At 50.8% G+C, this 16,268-nt stretch carries 18 protein-coding genes and 1 tRNA gene; 1 reads left to right on the top strand and 18 read right to left on the bottom strand.

The window, feature by feature from the left end; genetic code table 11:
• Position 1: 1 nt before the first annotated feature.
• From nuoK to rlmE, 18 genes are all read right to left on the bottom strand, one after another.
• On the bottom strand, positions 2–307 hold the full coding sequence (gene nuoK, locus AVO41_RS05120) for an NADH-quinone oxidoreductase subunit NuoK (protein WP_068583738.1): 306 nt from the start codon (positions 305–307) through the stop codon (positions 2–4).
• Positions 304–942, bottom strand: a complete 639-nt coding sequence (locus AVO41_RS05115; protein WP_068583735.1) for an NADH-quinone oxidoreductase subunit J — start codon at positions 940–942, stop codon at positions 304–306. Before AVO41_RS05115 ends, nuoK begins: the two co-directional genes overlap by 4 nt.
• 42 nt (positions 943–984) lie before the next feature.
• Positions 985–1,476, bottom strand: a complete 492-nt coding sequence (nuoI, locus tag AVO41_RS05110) for an NADH-quinone oxidoreductase subunit NuoI (protein WP_068583733.1) — start codon at positions 1,474–1,476, stop codon at positions 985–987.
• Between the two features lie 12 nt (positions 1,477–1,488).
• Positions 1,489–2,553: an NADH-quinone oxidoreductase subunit NuoH gene (gene nuoH, locus AVO41_RS05105; protein ID WP_068583730.1), complete on the bottom strand. Its 1,065-nt coding sequence runs from the start codon at positions 2,551–2,553 to the stop codon at positions 1,489–1,491.
• Between the two features lie 37 nt (positions 2,554–2,590).
• Positions 2,591–4,711, bottom strand: coding sequence for an NADH-quinone oxidoreductase subunit NuoG (gene nuoG / locus AVO41_RS05100; RefSeq protein WP_068583727.1), 2,121 nt, complete (start codon positions 4,709–4,711; stop codon positions 2,591–2,593).
• A 35-nt stretch (positions 4,712–4,746) separates the two neighbouring features.
• Positions 4,747–6,027 carry an NADH-quinone oxidoreductase subunit NuoF gene (gene nuoF / locus AVO41_RS05095; protein WP_068583724.1) on the bottom strand — a complete coding sequence of 427 codons (1,281 nt, stop codon included), beginning with the start codon at positions 6,025–6,027 and terminating at the stop codon, positions 4,747–4,749.
• Positions 6,028–6,030: 3 nt separating this feature from the next.
• Positions 6,031–6,525, bottom strand: coding sequence for an NADH-quinone oxidoreductase subunit NuoE (gene nuoE / locus AVO41_RS05090; protein WP_068583721.1), 495 nt, complete (start codon positions 6,523–6,525; stop codon positions 6,031–6,033).
• On the bottom strand, positions 6,522–7,775 hold the full coding sequence (locus tag AVO41_RS05085; RefSeq protein ID WP_068583717.1) for an NADH-quinone oxidoreductase subunit D: 1,254 nt from the start codon (positions 7,773–7,775) through the stop codon (positions 6,522–6,524). The genes nuoE and AVO41_RS05085 overlap by 4 nt, the downstream gene beginning before the upstream one ends.
• A gap of 4 nt (positions 7,776–7,779) precedes the next feature.
• Positions 7,780–8,457, bottom strand: coding sequence for an NADH-quinone oxidoreductase subunit C (locus tag AVO41_RS05080; RefSeq protein ID WP_068583714.1), 678 nt, complete (start codon positions 8,455–8,457; stop codon positions 7,780–7,782).
• Between the two features lie 20 nt (positions 8,458–8,477).
• The gene (locus AVO41_RS05075; protein ID WP_019896019.1) at positions 8,478–8,954 is read right to left on the bottom strand and encodes an NADH-quinone oxidoreductase subunit B family protein; all 477 of its coding nucleotides are present in this window, start codon (positions 8,952–8,954) and stop codon (positions 8,478–8,480) included.
• Positions 8,945–9,301: an NADH-quinone oxidoreductase subunit A gene (locus AVO41_RS05070; protein ID WP_068583711.1), complete on the bottom strand. Its 357-nt coding sequence runs from the start codon at positions 9,299–9,301 to the stop codon at positions 8,945–8,947. The genes AVO41_RS05075 and AVO41_RS05070 overlap by 10 nt, the downstream gene beginning before the upstream one ends.
• 98 nt (positions 9,302–9,399) lie before the next feature.
• Positions 9,400–9,484: transfer RNA gene (locus tag AVO41_RS05065), tRNA-Leu, on the bottom strand.
• A gap of 20 nt (positions 9,485–9,504) precedes the next feature.
• The gene (secG, locus tag AVO41_RS05060) at positions 9,505–9,849 is read right to left on the bottom strand and encodes a preprotein translocase subunit SecG (protein ID WP_235584677.1); all 345 of its coding nucleotides are present in this window, start codon (positions 9,847–9,849) and stop codon (positions 9,505–9,507) included.
• A complete protein-coding gene (gene tpiA, locus AVO41_RS05055) occupies positions 9,828–10,595 on the bottom strand; it encodes a triose-phosphate isomerase (RefSeq protein WP_068583705.1) in 768 nt (255 codons plus the stop codon). Before tpiA ends, secG begins: the two co-directional genes overlap by 22 nt.
• 70 nt (positions 10,596–10,665) lie before the next feature.
• Complete coding sequence (glmM, locus tag AVO41_RS05050) at positions 10,666–12,021, bottom strand: phosphoglucosamine mutase (RefSeq protein ID WP_153003505.1); 1,356 nt, start codon at positions 12,019–12,021, stop codon at positions 10,666–10,668.
• A gap of 53 nt (positions 12,022–12,074) precedes the next feature.
• Complete coding sequence (gene folP, locus AVO41_RS05045; protein WP_068583699.1) at positions 12,075–12,905, bottom strand: dihydropteroate synthase; 831 nt, start codon at positions 12,903–12,905, stop codon at positions 12,075–12,077.
• 75 nt (positions 12,906–12,980) lie between these two features.
• The gene (gene ftsH, locus AVO41_RS05040) at positions 12,981–14,942 is read right to left on the bottom strand and encodes an ATP-dependent zinc metalloprotease FtsH (RefSeq protein ID WP_235584675.1); all 1,962 of its coding nucleotides are present in this window, start codon (positions 14,940–14,942) and stop codon (positions 12,981–12,983) included.
• Between the two features lie 206 nt (positions 14,943–15,148).
• Positions 15,149–15,772: a 23S rRNA (uridine(2552)-2'-O)-methyltransferase RlmE gene (rlmE, locus tag AVO41_RS05035; RefSeq protein ID WP_068583693.1), complete on the bottom strand. Its 624-nt coding sequence runs from the start codon at positions 15,770–15,772 to the stop codon at positions 15,149–15,151.
• A 132-nt stretch (positions 15,773–15,904) separates the two neighbouring features.
• On the opposite strand from rlmE, the gene yhbY reads away from it, so the two are divergent.
• Entirely contained in the window at positions 15,905–16,234 is a 330-nt protein-coding gene (gene yhbY / locus AVO41_RS05030; protein ID WP_068583691.1) for a ribosome assembly RNA-binding protein YhbY, read from the top strand.
• The last annotated feature ends 34 nt before the right edge of the window (positions 16,235–16,268 follow it).

Below are 16,268 nucleotides of genomic sequence, written 5' to 3'. Positions count from 1 at the left end.
ATTACCCTTTAATCGTGCTCAGATCATCAACATTGATGGTCTTGCGATTACGAAACACCAGTACGATGATCGCCAGACCCACGGCCGCCTCGGCCGCTGCCACGGTCAAAATAAAGAAGACAAAAATCTGTCCCGTCACATCACCCAAATAGTGTGAAAAGGCAATCAGGTTGGTGTTCACGGCCAGGAGCAACAGCTCGATCGACATCAAAAGAACAATGACGTTTTTCCGGTTGAGGAAAATCCCCGCCATGCTGATCATAAAAAGGATGGCCCCAAAGATTAGGTAATCCGATAATGCGATCATTCTTCTTTCTCCTTTTCAGGCAAGGGTTGCTCAACCGTGGGCGGCATTTTGACCATTTCAAAACGATCTTCCGCACGGGTTTTAATTTGTTGATCAATGTCCTGATACAGCACTTCGGTATTCGGACGACGACGCAAGGTCAAGGTAATGGCCGCAACGATCCCCACCAAAAGCAGAACAGCAGCCAAAATGAAGGCATAGACATGCTCGGTATACAGTGGAATGGCCAGAGCAAGCGTGTTGCTTTCTGCCTCTGCCAGGGATTTCGGCGGCGTGACCTGTTCAAGGCCAAAACGCTGGGGGCCCAACACCAGATACATCAGGGCAAAGATCGCCGCAGCCGTCAGAACACCCAGGGGCAAATAACGGGTAAACCCTTCCTTGAACTGCGCCACATTGATGTCGAGCATCATCACAACGAAAAGGAACAGCACCATGACTGCGCCAACGTAGACGAGAATCAATGCCAGCCCCAGAAATTCAGCTTGTGCAATCAGCCAAATACCAGCGGTGGAAATGAAAGCCAGAACCAGCCACAAGGCAGCCTGAACCGGGTTTTTGACACTGATCATTTTCAAGCCAGCAATCACTGCGATGGCCGCCAGTAAGTAAAAAATAAACTGTAAAAACGTCATGGATAACCTACTTTTGCTTTGATTACGCCAACAAGGCGGGGATCAGCGATATTTTGCATCCGCTGCGCGGTCCGCAGCGATTTGTTCTTCATGCTCATCACCAAAGGCCAGAAGATCTTCTTTGGTCATGATGTGCGTGCCGCGTTCGTGAAATTCGTACTCAAACACCCGCGTTTCAACGATGGCATCCACTGGGCAGGCTTCTTCACAGAAGCCACAGTAAATGCACTTAAACATGTCAATGTCATATTGTGTGGTACGACGGGTGCCGTCAGCACGCTCTTCCGATTCAATGGTGATGGCGTTGGCCGGACAGACGACTTCACAGAGCTTGCAGGCAATGCAACGCTCTTCACCGTTTTCGTAGCGGCGCAGGGCATGCTTTCCTCGAAAACGTGGCGACAGCGGCGTTTTTTCTTCCGGATAACGGACGGTAATTTTTGATTTGAACAGGTATTTACCCGTGACGGCCAAGCCCTTAAAAAGTTCTGTGAAGCCAAACGTCTTAACCTGATGTTTTAAAAATGCAATCATGCTCAACCTCACTTAATCAAACCATAGTCCAAGCTGGGCATATTCCATCACCCCAACAGCAAACACCCAGACAATCGTGACCGGTATCAGAACCTTCCAGCCCAACCGCATGATCTGATCATAACGATAACGAGGGAAGGTGGCGCGGAACCACAGGAAAAGGAACAGCAATACTGCCACTTTCGCAAACAACCAAATAAAACCAGGCACCCAGGCAAACATCGGTTCCAGTCCCGGGATGCCTTCAAACGGTGATAACCAACCACCAAGAAACATCACCGCGGTCATGAACGAAATCAAAATCATCATGGCGTATTCCGCCAGGAAAAACACCGCGAAAGCCATACCGGAGTATTCAACATGGAAACCGGCGACAATTTCCGACTCGCCTTCCGCCACATCGAACGGTGCCCGGTTCGTTTCTGCCAGGCCTGAAATGAAATAGACCGCAAACATGGGGAGCAGCGGCAACCAATACCAATGAAGCAAACTGCCTTTCTGGCCTTCAACGATTTCTGTCAAATTCATGCTGCCAGCAACCATCAGTACCGTCACCAGGGCAAACCCCATTGCAATTTCATAGGAAATTTTCTGGGCTGAGGCGCGCATCGCGCCCAAAAAAGCATATTTAGAGTTGGATGCCCAGCCGGAAATAATGACACCATAAACAATGATTGAGGTGACAGCCAGGACATACAACACCCCCGCGTTAATGTCTGCAACGACCACACCGTTTTCATCGAATGGGATCACCGCCCAAGCCGCTACGGCCGGTGCAATGGTCAATATCGGCGCCACAACAAACAAATAGAAGTTGGATTCGGTGGGACGGACAATCTCTTTGAACATCAACTTTAGGGCGTCTGCAATCGGTTGTAACCAACCTTTCGGCCCTACCCGATTGGGCCCCATTCTTAACTGCATGTAACCGATAACTTTGCGCTCAGCAAACGTCAGCCAGGCCACTGCCAACATCACGGGCAGAATGACGACCACAGCCTGAATGAGTAATGTAATCACAACCGCCAGCCAATCAAACAAGAACGTTGATAGCCAGGCCTGTAACGAATCGAACATAATTAATTCCTCTGCTTAATAACCGTTTGCCCGAATCTTAGGCCATTTGGGCATCCGGCGTTGCCTGAAGCGATGGCGATCGTCGAACCATCGCATCCACGGCATAAATATTGACCGGTTCGGTGACCGTAATGGATGACTGCTCAGGCGCTTCTGAAGGAGTCACCGCGCTGAAATCCGGATCAAGGGGTTTTAATTCAATTTCATCACGGACTTGTGACGCATTGGTCTGATCAAAGCCGTCTAGCTCAAGCAGATTGCCCAGCACTCTAAACACTTTCCAGGCGGGTTTCGCTTCGTGCACCGGTTCAATAGCCATCTTAAAGGTCTGAAGCTGCCCCATGGCATTGACAAAGCTTCCCGCTGTTTCGGCAAACGTGCCGATTGGCAATAACACATCGGCATAATCACGCTGCGTTTCAGAATCAAAGGCTGTCAGGTTGACCACACACTCGGCTTGGCGCATGGCATTGAGAGCCAATTGCCCGTCTGCCATATCTTTTTCCGGTTCGATCCCAACGTTCACATACATGCGCGTTCGAGCAGTCAGCATCTGTGCCGCATTATGACCACGCGAGGGTTGGAAGCCAACTTGCTGGGCCCCCACGGTATTCGCTGACATGGGAACAATGCTGAGTGTTGCCTGCGTCCAACGTTCGAGCAACGCACACAATTGCACAATCTCTGTGTAGCAACCATCGGTCTGAGCAATCTGGCCCAGCAAAATCGAGGCAACCTTAGCCTCTGTGAGCTGTTTAGCCAGCTTTTGAATGTCATCATCAACGGCTGCGTTTTGAATCCAGGCGGGCAAGTCTGCCTGGTGTCCGGTGATTTCTGCAACCGCTTTGGTCAATGCAGCTAAACGCATCAACCACTGGGCGTCCACCACTTGCTGGATGTCGTAGTTAAAATCAAATGTTTCTGGGTTAATCGCCCATACTTTCGCGCCATTAAGCTGTGCTTTGCGCACACGGTGGTTCAGCAATGGAATTTCTTTTCGTAGCCAGGTCCCTACCTGAATCACCACTTCCTGTTGCTCCAGCTGATCAAAACGAAGGTTCAGATAAGGTTGAATGGCTTTTTCACTGTCTGTCGTGGAATCGGCATCCAAACGAAAGTCATTCTGGCGAAGACGGTGATCCAGGTTGTCAACGCCCAGCCCATTCGCAATTTTTTTCAAAAGGTGCAACTCTTCCAGTGTCGCATTCGGCGCAGCCAAAAATCCAACCTGGTCCGGTGTTGTGCTGGCATAGGCTTTTAACTTGTCCGCCACATATGCCAGCGCTGTTTCCCAATCGACACTCTGCCACTGACCTTTATTTTTGATCATCGGCGTTTTCAGGCGGTCTTCACTGTGAATGGCTTCGTATGAGTAGCGATCACGATCAGAGATCCAAACCTCATTGATTGACTCATTTTCTGCCGGAACCACTCGCTTGGCTTGATTGCCTTTGGCATGAAGTACAATATTGGAGCCAATACTGTCGTGCGGCGCAATGGTTGGGTGAGACTTAAGCTCCCAAGGGCGTGCGGAATAACGGAAAGGCTTCGAGGTCAAGGCGCCAACGGGACACAAATCGATCATATTGCCCGACATTTCAGAGCTGACAGATTTCTCGATGTAAGTGCCAATTTCCATCCATTCACTTCGACCGGTCGCCCCCATTTCCATCATGCCAGCGACTTCCTGACCAAAACGCACACATCGCGTACAGTGAATGCAGCGCGTCATGTCGGTTTGGATCAAAGAACCAATGTCCTTATCAGCCACCACGCGCTTGCCTTCATTGAAGTGTGAAACATCGTCCCCGTATTCAAGCGCGACGTCTTGAAGTTCACACTCGCCGCCCTGGTCACAAATCGGACAATCCAGCGGATGGTTGATCAACAGAAATTCCATGACGTTCTTTTGAGCGCCTTTCGCTTTTGGCGACTGGGTCAATACTTTCATGCCATCTGTCACTGGCGTTGCACAAGCAGGCAGTGCTTTGGGAGCCCCTTCTACCTCAACCAGGCACATGCGGCAATTCGCGGCGATGGAGAGTTTCTTGTGGTAACAAAAACGCGGAATGGCGATGCTGGCCTGATCAGCCACATCGATCAGCATTGAGCCTTCTTCCGCCTCAACCACTTGTCCATTAATCTCAATCTTTACCATAACTACTACCTAATTCAATGCCCGAAACGTCCGGCTTATTGACGGTCAAAAATACTGCAACCGTGATCGATGTAATGTCTGAATTCGTGCTCAAAGTGCTCCAGAAAACTGCTCACAGGTGTGGCGGCAGCGTCGCCTAGGCCACAGATCACTTTCCCCATGATTTTGCCACCCACATTGCGCAGCAATTCGATGTCTTCAGGTCGCCCTTTCCCCTTGCGGATACGATGGATGACTCGGTACATCCAGCCTGTGCCTTCACGACAAGGGGTACACTGTCCGCACGACTCTTCATGGTAGAACCAAGATAAGCGCTCACAAGCTTTAACCATATCAGTATGGTCATCCATGATGATGACAGAGCCCGCGCCCAGAAACGACCCGGCTTTTGCAATCGAGTCATAATCCATGTTCATCTCCATGGCTTTGTCTGCGGGCAGTACGGCGGTTGATGCACCACCCGGCACAACGGCTTTCAACTCACGACCTTTCCAGATGCCGCCAGCCGCATCAAGCAGATCCTTAAAAGGGGTTCCCATCCGCACTTCAAAATTACCGGGCTTTTCAATATGGCCTGAAACCGCGTAACACTTGGTACCACCGGCATTTTCAACACCCAGATCACGGAACCATTCGCCGCCTTTAGCTAAGATGACCGGAATCGATGCCAGCGTCTCGGTATTGTTGACCGTCGTCGGTTTACCCCAGGCGCCATAACTGGCAGGAAACGGTGGTTTAAACCGCGGCTGGCCTTTTTTGCCTTCCAACGACTCAATCAATGCGGTTTCTTCACCACAAATATAGGCTCCAGCCCCCAGATGAGCATGCAACTCAAAATCATAACCAGAGCCCAAAATGTTTTCGCCGAGCAACCCTGCTTCGCGTGCCTGTTCGATCGCATTGTGGAAACGCTGATACGGCTCCCAAAATTCACCCCGAATATAGTTATAACCGGCTGTCGCGCCGATGGTATAACCGGCAATCATCATCCCCTCAACCAGCTGATGAGGGTTATAACGCATGATATCGCGGTCCTTGAAGGTACCCGGTTCGCCCTCATCCGAATTACACAGAATGTATTTGGGACCAGGCGCGGCCCGATTCATAAAGCTCCACTTCAAGCCGGTTGGGAAACCAGCCCCGCCGCGACCTCGAATATTGGAGGTTTTGATTTCATCAATGATTTCTTGAGGCGAGAGCTCTCCTGCTAAAACCTGTTTCCAGATTTGATACCCGCCGTTTTCAATGTAGGTCTCAATATCCCAAGGGGTATCCAGATGATTGAGGCGATAACAGCATTCATTCAAAGGTAACATGACTTACTCCAAACCATCCAGGATTTCATCGACGCGTTTTTCGTCCAGGTCTTCGTAGTATTCTTTTCCAACCATCATCATTGGAGCACCACCACAGGCGCCAAGACATTCAACGGTCTTGATTGAGAACTTGCCATCCGGCGTAACCTGACCAACCTCCACATCAAGCTTTTGTTTCATGTAATCCAACAATTCGTCACTGCCACGCAGCATGCAAGATATGTTCGTGCACACACACAGTTTGTGGCGACCGACTGGCTCGTGCTCATACATCGAATAAAACGTGGCCACCTCGTAGACAGCAATCGGCGTCATGTTTAAATAGTCGGCCACTTCATCCATCAACTCTGTGGTTAAATGGCCACCATTTTCCTCCTGTACGATGCGCAACGCTGCCATCACAGCGGATTGAGCTTCGTTTTCAGGGTAGCGTGCCACCCATCGGTCGATGCGTGCCTTCACGTCGCCTTGAATCATTCCCTGATTGGCAGTACTCATCGATCAATCTCCCCGAATACAATGTCTTGGGTCCCAATGATTGCGACCACGTCAGCAATCATATGCCCTTTGGCCATTTCATCCAAAGAGGCCAAGTGGGTATAACCCGGTGCACGAATTTTCAGTCGATACGGTTTATTCGCACCATCGGAAACCATGTAGATGCCAAATTCGCCTTTGGGGTGCTCAACCGCCGAATAAGCTTCCCCTTCTGGCACACAGAAACCTTCCGTAAAGTGCTTAAAGTGGTGGATCAAAGCTTCCATACTGGTTTTTGCCAGTTCACGACTGGGCGGCGTGACCTTATGGTTGTCGGAGATGACCGGCCCCGGATTCTGTTTCAACCATTCCACACATTGTTTAATGATCTTGTTGGATTCACGCATTTCGGCAACACGGACCAGATAGCGATCATAGCAGTCACCGGTTTTGCCAACTGGCACATCGAAGTCCATGCGATCATACACTTCATAAGGCTGTTTCTTTCTTAAATCCCAGGCAATACCAGAGCCACGCAACATTGGACCAGTAAAGCCAAGCTGAAGTGCGCGTTCAGGCGATACAATACCGATGTCAACCGTGCGCTGCTTCCAAATACGATTGTCAGTTAACAGAGTCTCATACTCATCGACCAGACCAGGGAAGCGCTCTGTAAACGCCTCGATAAAGTCAAGCAATGACCCTTCACGCGTTTCATTCAATTCATCCAGTTTTTTACCTTGACGCCATGGCGACTCTTCATATTTAGCCATGCTGTCAGGTAAATCACGGTAAACACCACCCGGGCGGTAGTAAGTTGCATGCATTCGTGCGCCAGAGACTGCTTCATAACAGTCCATCAGGTCTTCGCGCTCTCGAAACGCATAAAGAAAAACGGTCATGGCACCGATGTCGAGCGCATGCGCACCCAGCCACATCAAGTGGTTGAGAATTCGTGTGATCTCATCAAACATCACCCGAATATACTGAGCCCGTTCTGGCACTTCCAGATCTAGCATTTTTTCGATTGCCATGACATAGGCGTGCTCGTTGGCCATCATGGAAACGTAATCCAATCGATCCATGTAACCGATCGATTGATTGTAGGGCTTGTACTCCGCCAGCTTTTCGGTGCCACGATGCAACAAACCAATATGCGGGTCAGAACGAACAATGGTTTCACCGTCCAGTTCCAGAACCAATCGTAAAACGCCATGCGCCGAGGGGTGCTGCGGGCCGAAGTTAAGTGTGTAATTTCGAATCTCTGACATAGGGTTACCCACTTTGTTTTTGGGCTGTTTCGTGACGAATGACACGTGGCACATTGATACGGTTTTCGATGGTGACAGGTTGGTACACAACCCGAGCCTTCTCCGGGTCATAGCGCATTTCAACGTGACCAGTAAGAGGAAAGTCCTTACGCAACGGATGGCCAACGAAGCCATAGTCGGTCAGGATACGACGTAAATCCGGATGTCCGGCAAACACGATGCCGTACAAATCAAATGCCTCTCGCTCAAACCAATCTGCGCAGTGCCAGACATCCATCACTGAGTCGACGGTTGGCGCACTGGCGTCATCTGCATAGACTTTGACACGAACGCGGCGATTGTGCGCCACCGACAACAAATGATAAACCACGGCAAAGCGGCGAAGCATGTTTTGATCTGTGTCATCCTCAGGTTCTTCAAAATCGAACACACCGCGACTGAAACCCGTTTGAGTGACCGCCGTCGTTTCCCAGTTTGCCTGACCGTAAGAAAGGTAGTCCACACCGCACAGGTCAATCAGCTGATCAAAACCAGCCTGGTTCTTCAAACCAAGCATCAGGTCATGTGCCACGCCAGCTTCCACTTCAAGCGTCAGCTCATCAAACTGAATACTGACCGACGAAATCCACTCGGGAAAAAGTTGTTGCAGTTGGGTTTGAAGATCCAGAACAGACTGCTTCATAAGACAATTCCTTATGCGCCTTAGCGCGCAATGGTGTTGGTGCGCTTAATTTTATTTTGAAGCTGAACAATGCCATACAGAAGGGCTTCAGCCGTCGGAGGACAACCGGGGACATAAATATCGACCGGCACAATGCGATCGCAACCACGTACCACGGAATAGGAATAATGGTAATACCCCCCGCCATTGGCACAGGATCCCATGGAAATCACCCAACGGGGTTCGGCCATCTGATCATAGACCTTGCGCAAGGCTGGGGCCATTTTATTGACAAGCGTGCCCGCAACGATCATCACGTCAGATTGGCGAGGACTGGGTCGAAAGATAATCCCGAAACGATCCAAATCGTAACGCGACGCACCCGCGTGCATCATTTCAACCGCACAACAGGCCAAACCAAAGGTCATTGGCCATAGAGAACCGGTTCGGGCCCAGTTGATCAGCTTGTCAGCCGAGGTGGTCACCACCCCTTCTTTCAATACGCCTTCTACTCCCACTCCAGCGCCCCCTTTTTCCATTCATAAATAAAGCCTACGACCAGCAAGCTCAGAAAGGCTGCCATGGCTAACAAACCAAAGGTGCCAATCTCTTCAAGTGCGATGGCCCAGGGAAACAAAAAAGCAATTTCCAAATCAAAGATAATGAATAAAATCGCGACCAAATAGAAGCGGACATCGAACTTCATTCGAGAGTCTTCAAATGCTTCAAACCCACACTCATAAGGGGATTGCTTCTCAGAATCAGGGTGACTGGGCCCCAAAAGGTAACCCATGACAATCGGCCCTACGCCAAAAAGCACACCCAGAACGACAAACACCAAAATGGGTAGATAATTTTCAAGCATCGGTCAAAACCTCATTTAATCGCCAGCTGGAAACAAGTCCAACTTCAGCGTCTGCTGAGTCTTCAGCTGAATGGTCCAATGACAAGCATTGGAAAATATGGTGCCGATGGCCGGACTCGAACCGGCACGGCTTACGCCACTACCCCCTCAAGATAGCGTGTCTACCAATTCCACCACATCGGCAAATCTAGAAAGCCTGTTAATCAGTTGGGAACCACAGGCTCGTCGGTTTTTTGGGCCTCTTCCGTTGTCTGCTGGCTGGTTTTTTCAATCACACTGCCTGAGCCTTTTGCTTGCTGCGCCCCCATGTAGGCCAGACTCAGACTGGTAATGAAAAAGATCACCGCAACCACCGAGGTCACTTTCAAGAGAAAGTTATTAGATCCTCCACCGCCAAAAACGGACTGAGAAGACCCACCACCAAAATTAGCCCCTGCATCAGCGCCTTTTCCGTGCTGAAGCAGAACCAAAACAATCAAAATAAATGCGATAAACAAATGTATCGCCAACACAATATTAAACATGCTTACGCTCCAGCGGCCCGGCAAATGGCCATAAAATCGTCTGCGTTCAGGGAGGCGCCACCAATCAAACCACCGTCGATATCTGGCTGCGCCATTAACTCTTCGGCATTGCCAGGCTTCATGCTGCCACCATACTGAATCACCACTTTCTCAGCCACGTCCGGGCTGGATTTGGCAAGCAAGCCTCGCACATAAGCATGCGCTTCCTGAGCCTGTTCTGCCGAGGCAGTCTTACCCGTGCCAATCGCCCAAACCGGCTCATAAGCAATCACCACCTTAGCAAAGGCTTCAATGCCAACCACGGAAACCACGGCTTCAACCTGCTCCGCAATGACCGCTTCCAGCTTACCGGCTTCACGTTCAGCCAGCGTTTCACCAATACACAAAATTGGTGTCAAGTCGTTTTCAAGCGCAGTCTTCACCTTTTCGGCGACCAACTGGCTGATTTCACCAAACATTGAGCGGCGCTCTGAATGACCAAGGATCACATAAGAGCACCCCATGTCTTTCAACATTCTGGCTGACACTTCGCCTGTAAAGGCCCCTGCATCCGCTTCAGTCGTCATGTTCTGCGCGCCGACTTCAATCCGGTCACAGCCAGCCGCCTTTAACGCCGTTGCCACCTGATCAATATACAAAGACGGTGGACAGACAGCGATTTTCGCAGCACCTGCCTGATCAGCCTGCTTGATCAACCCGGCCATCAGTGCGTCAACACTGGCCTTAGAACCATGCATCTTCCAGTTACCTGCTACAAACTTTTGTCTCATTCCAATCGTCTCCAACGCAAAATTCACGCTATATTAGCGACTAATTTTTCAAATTACAATCTTGACAATGTCAACCGAATTCAGTTTGAACCACCTCAACCAGCCTTTTTAACTGGGGCTGGATCAAATCAATCTCCTCACCCTCGACCATCACTCGAATCAGCGGCTCGGTACCGGATGGACGAATCAAGATACGGCCACGTTCGCCAAACACTTCCTGCACACTACGCATCATTGCCTGCAATGGTTCATTCGCATCCAGACGGGCTTGTGAAGGGCTCCTTTCTTTCAAACGTATGTTTTCAAGCAGTTGCGGGTATTTTTTCATGCCCGCTTTGAGCCGAGCCAAAGGCTGCTCTCTTTGCACCAAGATCCCCAGCACCTGCAGCGCGGCAACAATGCCATCGCCCGTGCCAATTCGATTCAAACACAAAACATGACCGGAACCCTCTGCTCCAAAAAGCCAGCCTTTTTCTGTTAACGCCTGCATCACATAGCGGTCCCCAACGCGAGCACGGAAAAAATCAATCCCACGATCTTTTAACGCCCGCTCAAGCCCCAAATTACTCATCACTGTTCCCACAACGCCCGGCACCTCAGCCTCTGAGTAACTGGCCAATATATACAACAACTCATCCCCATCCACAATTTGCCCAGCACCGTCCACCATCATGACCCGGTCGCCATCGCCATCGAAAGCCACCCCCATATCCGCTTTATTCTCCAACACAGCGGCCTGCAAGGCAGCCAGATCAGTCGCCCCGCAGGCCTGGTTAATATTAATACCATCCGGCTGATCACCGATGGAAACCACCTGTGCTCCCAGCTCGCGAAACACACTCGGGGCAATGTGATACGTCGCACCATTGGCACAATCCAGAACCAGCTTCAAACCATCCAGTTTTTGAGGAGCCCGGTAGGTGCTTTTACAAAACTCAATATAGCGACCCGGCGCATCATCAATGCGGCGTGCTCGCCCCAATTTATCCGACGACACCATCTGCAATGGCTGATCAAACGCGTCTTCAATGGCCTGCTCCATTTCATCGGATATTTTCTGGCCGTCCGCATTGAAAAACTTAATGCCATTGTCATGATGAGGATTATGGGAGGCGCTGATCACAATTCCGGCACTGGCATGAAAGGTCTGTGTCAAGTAAGCAATGGCTGGGGTGGGCATGGGGCCCAACAACATCACATCGACCCCGGATGCGATCAGACCCGCTTCCAGAGCTGACTCAAACATGTACCCTGACACGCGCGTGTCTTTACCGATCATGACGCTGTGACGCTCACTGTCGTCGGTTTGTTGCAGCACTCGGCCCAACGCCCAACCCAGCTTCAAAATCTGATCCGGGCGTATCAAACCTTCTCCTACCTTGGCACGAATGCCATCGGTTCCGAAATATTTCTTTTCCAAATTAATGTCCTGTCCCAAATTTAGCGACCTATCGATGCACTTTTACCCACGTGCTGGCATCAGCCTAAAGCCCTGGTCAGATTTAACGCCTGAACAGTCTCCGCCACATCGTGCACACGCACAATACGAGCCCCTTTCATCATAGCCAGAGAAGCGGCGACCGCACTCCCGAGAACGCGCTCATCCGGTGAATCCACCCCGGTCAAGGCACCAATCATTCGCTTGCGTGATACGCCAGCTAAAATGGGATAGGGTTGATCGGTGAGTGTATTGAGCGCTTTGAACAACTCAACGTTCTCCTCGTGCGTTTTGCCAAAGCCGAAGCCCGGGTCCAACACAACCCTGTCAGACGACACACCATGCGCCTCACACACACGAACCCGCTCCATTAAAAACGATTGCACGGCCTTCACCACTCCCTGCGGGTAGCCCGAGCACTGATGCATGGCCTCTAACCCCCCCGGATGATGCATCAGACAAACGGCAACGTCTGACTGAGCCACCGCATCCAGCGCCCCGCTTGCCTGCAAAGCATGAATATCATTAATCATGTCCACATCGTGCTGAATGGCTTCTTTCATCACCATGGGCTTGCTGGTGTCCACAGAAATGAGCGCATCGGTCTCACGACGCAACCACTCCACCACCGGCATCACCCGATCCAGCTCCAGCTCAATCGAAACCGGCTGTGCACCCGGCCTGGTTGACTCACCGCCAACATCGATCACATCCGCGCCCGCTTCCAACATTTCAAACACCCGTGATCGCAGGGTTTCTGGGCGCACGAAACGACCGCCATCCGAAAACGAATCCGGCGTGACGTTTAATATCCCCATGACCAAAGGCCCGGAAGTTGCCTTGTTCAGCTTTGCAAAAAATCGTTCTGACATGGTTGCTCACAAATTCGATCCAGACAAAAAAAGCCCATAATAATGGGCTTTTAATACGCACTTACGATCATTCAATCAGTGCCAACGCGGCTCCTCTTTGCCGGAAACATCACCGCTCGAATCATCGGACAAGTCAGTGCTGCTGGCATCCGTTGAAGGCGACGTTTCTGAATCGGCTGCCGACTCAGGGGCATCGTCATCGGAATCATTTGACCGCTCCTGCCAGTCTCTGGGCTCGCCTGGATCTTTTCTGGCCATCAGATTGTCGATTTGCGCCGAATCAATGGTTTCGTATTTCATCAACGCATCAGCCATGGCATGAAGGATATCAATGTTGTCTTCCAACAGCTTTTGTGACCGTGCGTAGTTACTGTCAATGAAATGGCGAATTTCATCATCAATTTCTTTGGAGACTTCGCCGGACACATTGGCATTGCGCGAGGAGCCCATCAAACTGTTGTTTTCTTCTTCCTCGTACATCAAAGGCCCCAACTTTTCGGACAGCCCCCACTTGGTCACCATGTTCCGAGCGATCTGAGTCGCGCGCATGATGTCATTGCTGGCCCCGGTGGTCACAGCGTCTTTGCCGAAGATCATCTCCTCAGCTATGCGCCCGCCATAAAGACTCGACAACTGACTCTCCAACTTACGCTTGGAATAACTATAGGAATCCTCTTCGGGCAAATACATGGTGACACCCAAAGCCCGCCCCCTCGGCATGATACTGACTTTATACACAGGGTCATGCTCGGGAACCAGGTAACCGACAATGGCGTGACCGGCCTCGTGATAAGCGGTCAGTCTTTTCTCTTCCTCACTCATCACCATGCTTCGACGCTCAACGCCCATCAGTATCTTATCTTTGGCTTTTTCAAAGTGCCCTTGAGTCACCAGTCGTTCGTTTGCCCGCGCTGCGAACAAAGCTGCCTCATTAACAAGGTTAGCCAAGTCCGCACCGGAAAACCCGGGGGTCCCGCGAGCAATCAGAGATGGGTCGACATCATCCGACATGGGCACTTTGCGCATGTGCACTTTCAGTATCTGCTCTCGCCCCCGCACATCGGGCAACCCCACGCTGACCTGACGGTCAAATCGCCCCGGACGCAACAGGGCCGGGTCCAGTACGTCGGCCCGGTTTGTGGCCGCGATAACGATCACCCCTTCATTGCCTTCAAACCCGTCCATTTCCACCAGCATCTGGTTAAGGGTTTGCTCACGCTCATCGTTACCGCCGCCCATTCCGGCACCCCGGCTGCGGCCAACGGCATCGATCTCATCGATAAAGATAATACAGGGTGAATGCGCCTTGGCCTGCTCAAACATATCACGGACTCGAGAAGCCCCCACACCGACAAACATTTCCACAAAGTCGGAGCCTGAAATGCTGAAAAACGGCACCTTCGCTTCCCCAGCAATGGCTTTGGCCAGCAAAGTTTTACCCGTACCCGGTGGGCCCACCATCAACACACCACGCGGAATGTTCCCACCTAAATTCTGATACTTTTCGGGGTCGCGCAGGAAATCAACGATTTCTCCGACTTCCTCTTTGGCTTCATCGGCACCGGCCACATCGTCCAGCGTGACTTTTACCTGATCATCACTGAGCATTTTGGCCTTACTTTTACCAAAGGACATGGGGCCACCTTTGCCCCCCATGCCGCCACCGCTCATGGAGCGCATGAAGAAGATCCAAATCGCAATCAACAGCAACATCGGGAACCACGAAATAAAGATCTGCATCAACAGGCTTTGCTTTTCGGGGGGACGCGATACCACTTTCACACGGTTGTCCAGCAAGTCCCCCATCAATCCGACATCGCCCGGGTTGTAAGTTGTAAACGCTCGACCATCAGAAAAAACCCCCTGGATTTTCTCACCTTCGATGGTCACCTGGCTCACCGTCCCGGCGCGCACCTCGTCAATGAATTCAGAGTAAGCCAGCTGCGATCTCTGAGTTGCTCCTTGCCCACTGAAATGGTTAAAGATGGACAGCATAACCGTTGCGACCACCGTCCAAATCAGGATATTTTTGAGCATATCGTTTTTCATAGTCTGTTGGGTTCTCCGACCATTCCGACGCGCTTATTTCAAGCCCTTTTACCCGAAAAAGCGCCGTTTGATTGCGTTGCAAAAAATCAATTCTTATCGCCTAAACTTTACCACAAAACCATTCATTTTTTTTACTCTGATCAACAAGAAATCCGCTGACCCATGGCATTTTTCGCAGTTTCACGAAAGGTTTTTTATGACCCTCGTTTGTTTTTTGCGAGTAAATACATTTCTTTACTGCGTGCACGCGAAGCTTTGGGTTTTCGTGTCATCACTTTCTGGTACTTACCACGCAGTTGTTTTAACAGCGCTTCGTACCCTTCGCCCTGAAAGACTTTCATCAAGAGGTTTCCGCCGGGCTTGAGAACCTGATCCGCCAGGTCCACACAGAGCTCGACCAAATACATGGCTTTGGGGATGTCCACCTGTTTGTTACCACTCATGTTCGGTGCCATGTCTGACATGACCAGATCCACTTCCCGTCCGTCCAATGCGTTCATTAATGCTTCATAAACCGCATCGTCCTGAAAGTCACCCTGAATAAACGTGACCCCTGCAAACGGCTCCACGGGCAACAGGTCCAACGCAAACACTTCACCCTGCGCCCCAATCTGATGTGTGGCCCATTGAGACCAACCACCGGGTGCCGCCCCCAAATCCACCACCGTCATACCGTGATGAAACAACGCGTCTTTGTCGTCGATTTCCTGCAACTTGTAGACCGCACGCGAACGCCACCCCTCCTGCTTGGCCTTATTCACATAATAATCATCAAAGTGCTCTTTCAACCATTCGGTACTGGACTTACTTCGTCCCATCGTCTTCCTCTATGTTTCCTGCTCATTCGGGTTTGATTGCGTTAAAATGCATCTTTTTCATTGGCGTATCGCGTTGATTCGATCACAGAACCGCTTGCGCGAACGCAAAACACCAACGGGTATCTTTAATTTATGACTGAACGCCTTGTCAATCCGGTCCAGCCTAAGCTGACCACATCAAAAAAGAAATTTCTAAAAGGCATTGCGCATGGGTTACGCCCCGTCATCCTGATTGGGGCAAACGGTTTGACGCCGGCCGTATCCGATGCGGTTGAAGAGGCGCTGAGCCATCACGAACTGCTCAAAATCAAAATGGCGGAAGACGATCGCGACGCGCGTCAGGCGATGATCAACGCACTGGTTGAACAAACCGGAGCTCAGATTGTTCAATCCGTGGGCAAAATTGTGGTTTTGTTGCGCCTAAACGTTGATTCAGAGTTGGCCGCTGAACTGCCCAAGTAAGTCGCTGAAAGAGTCCGAAACGACCAGGCCTGGT

It is taken from the genome of Thiomicrospira sp. WB1 (assembly GCF_001507535.1).
Taxonomy (GTDB): domain Bacteria; phylum Pseudomonadota; class Gammaproteobacteria; order Thiomicrospirales; family Thiomicrospiraceae; genus Hydrogenovibrio.
This window is presented reverse-complemented; position numbering and strand designations above follow the sequence as displayed.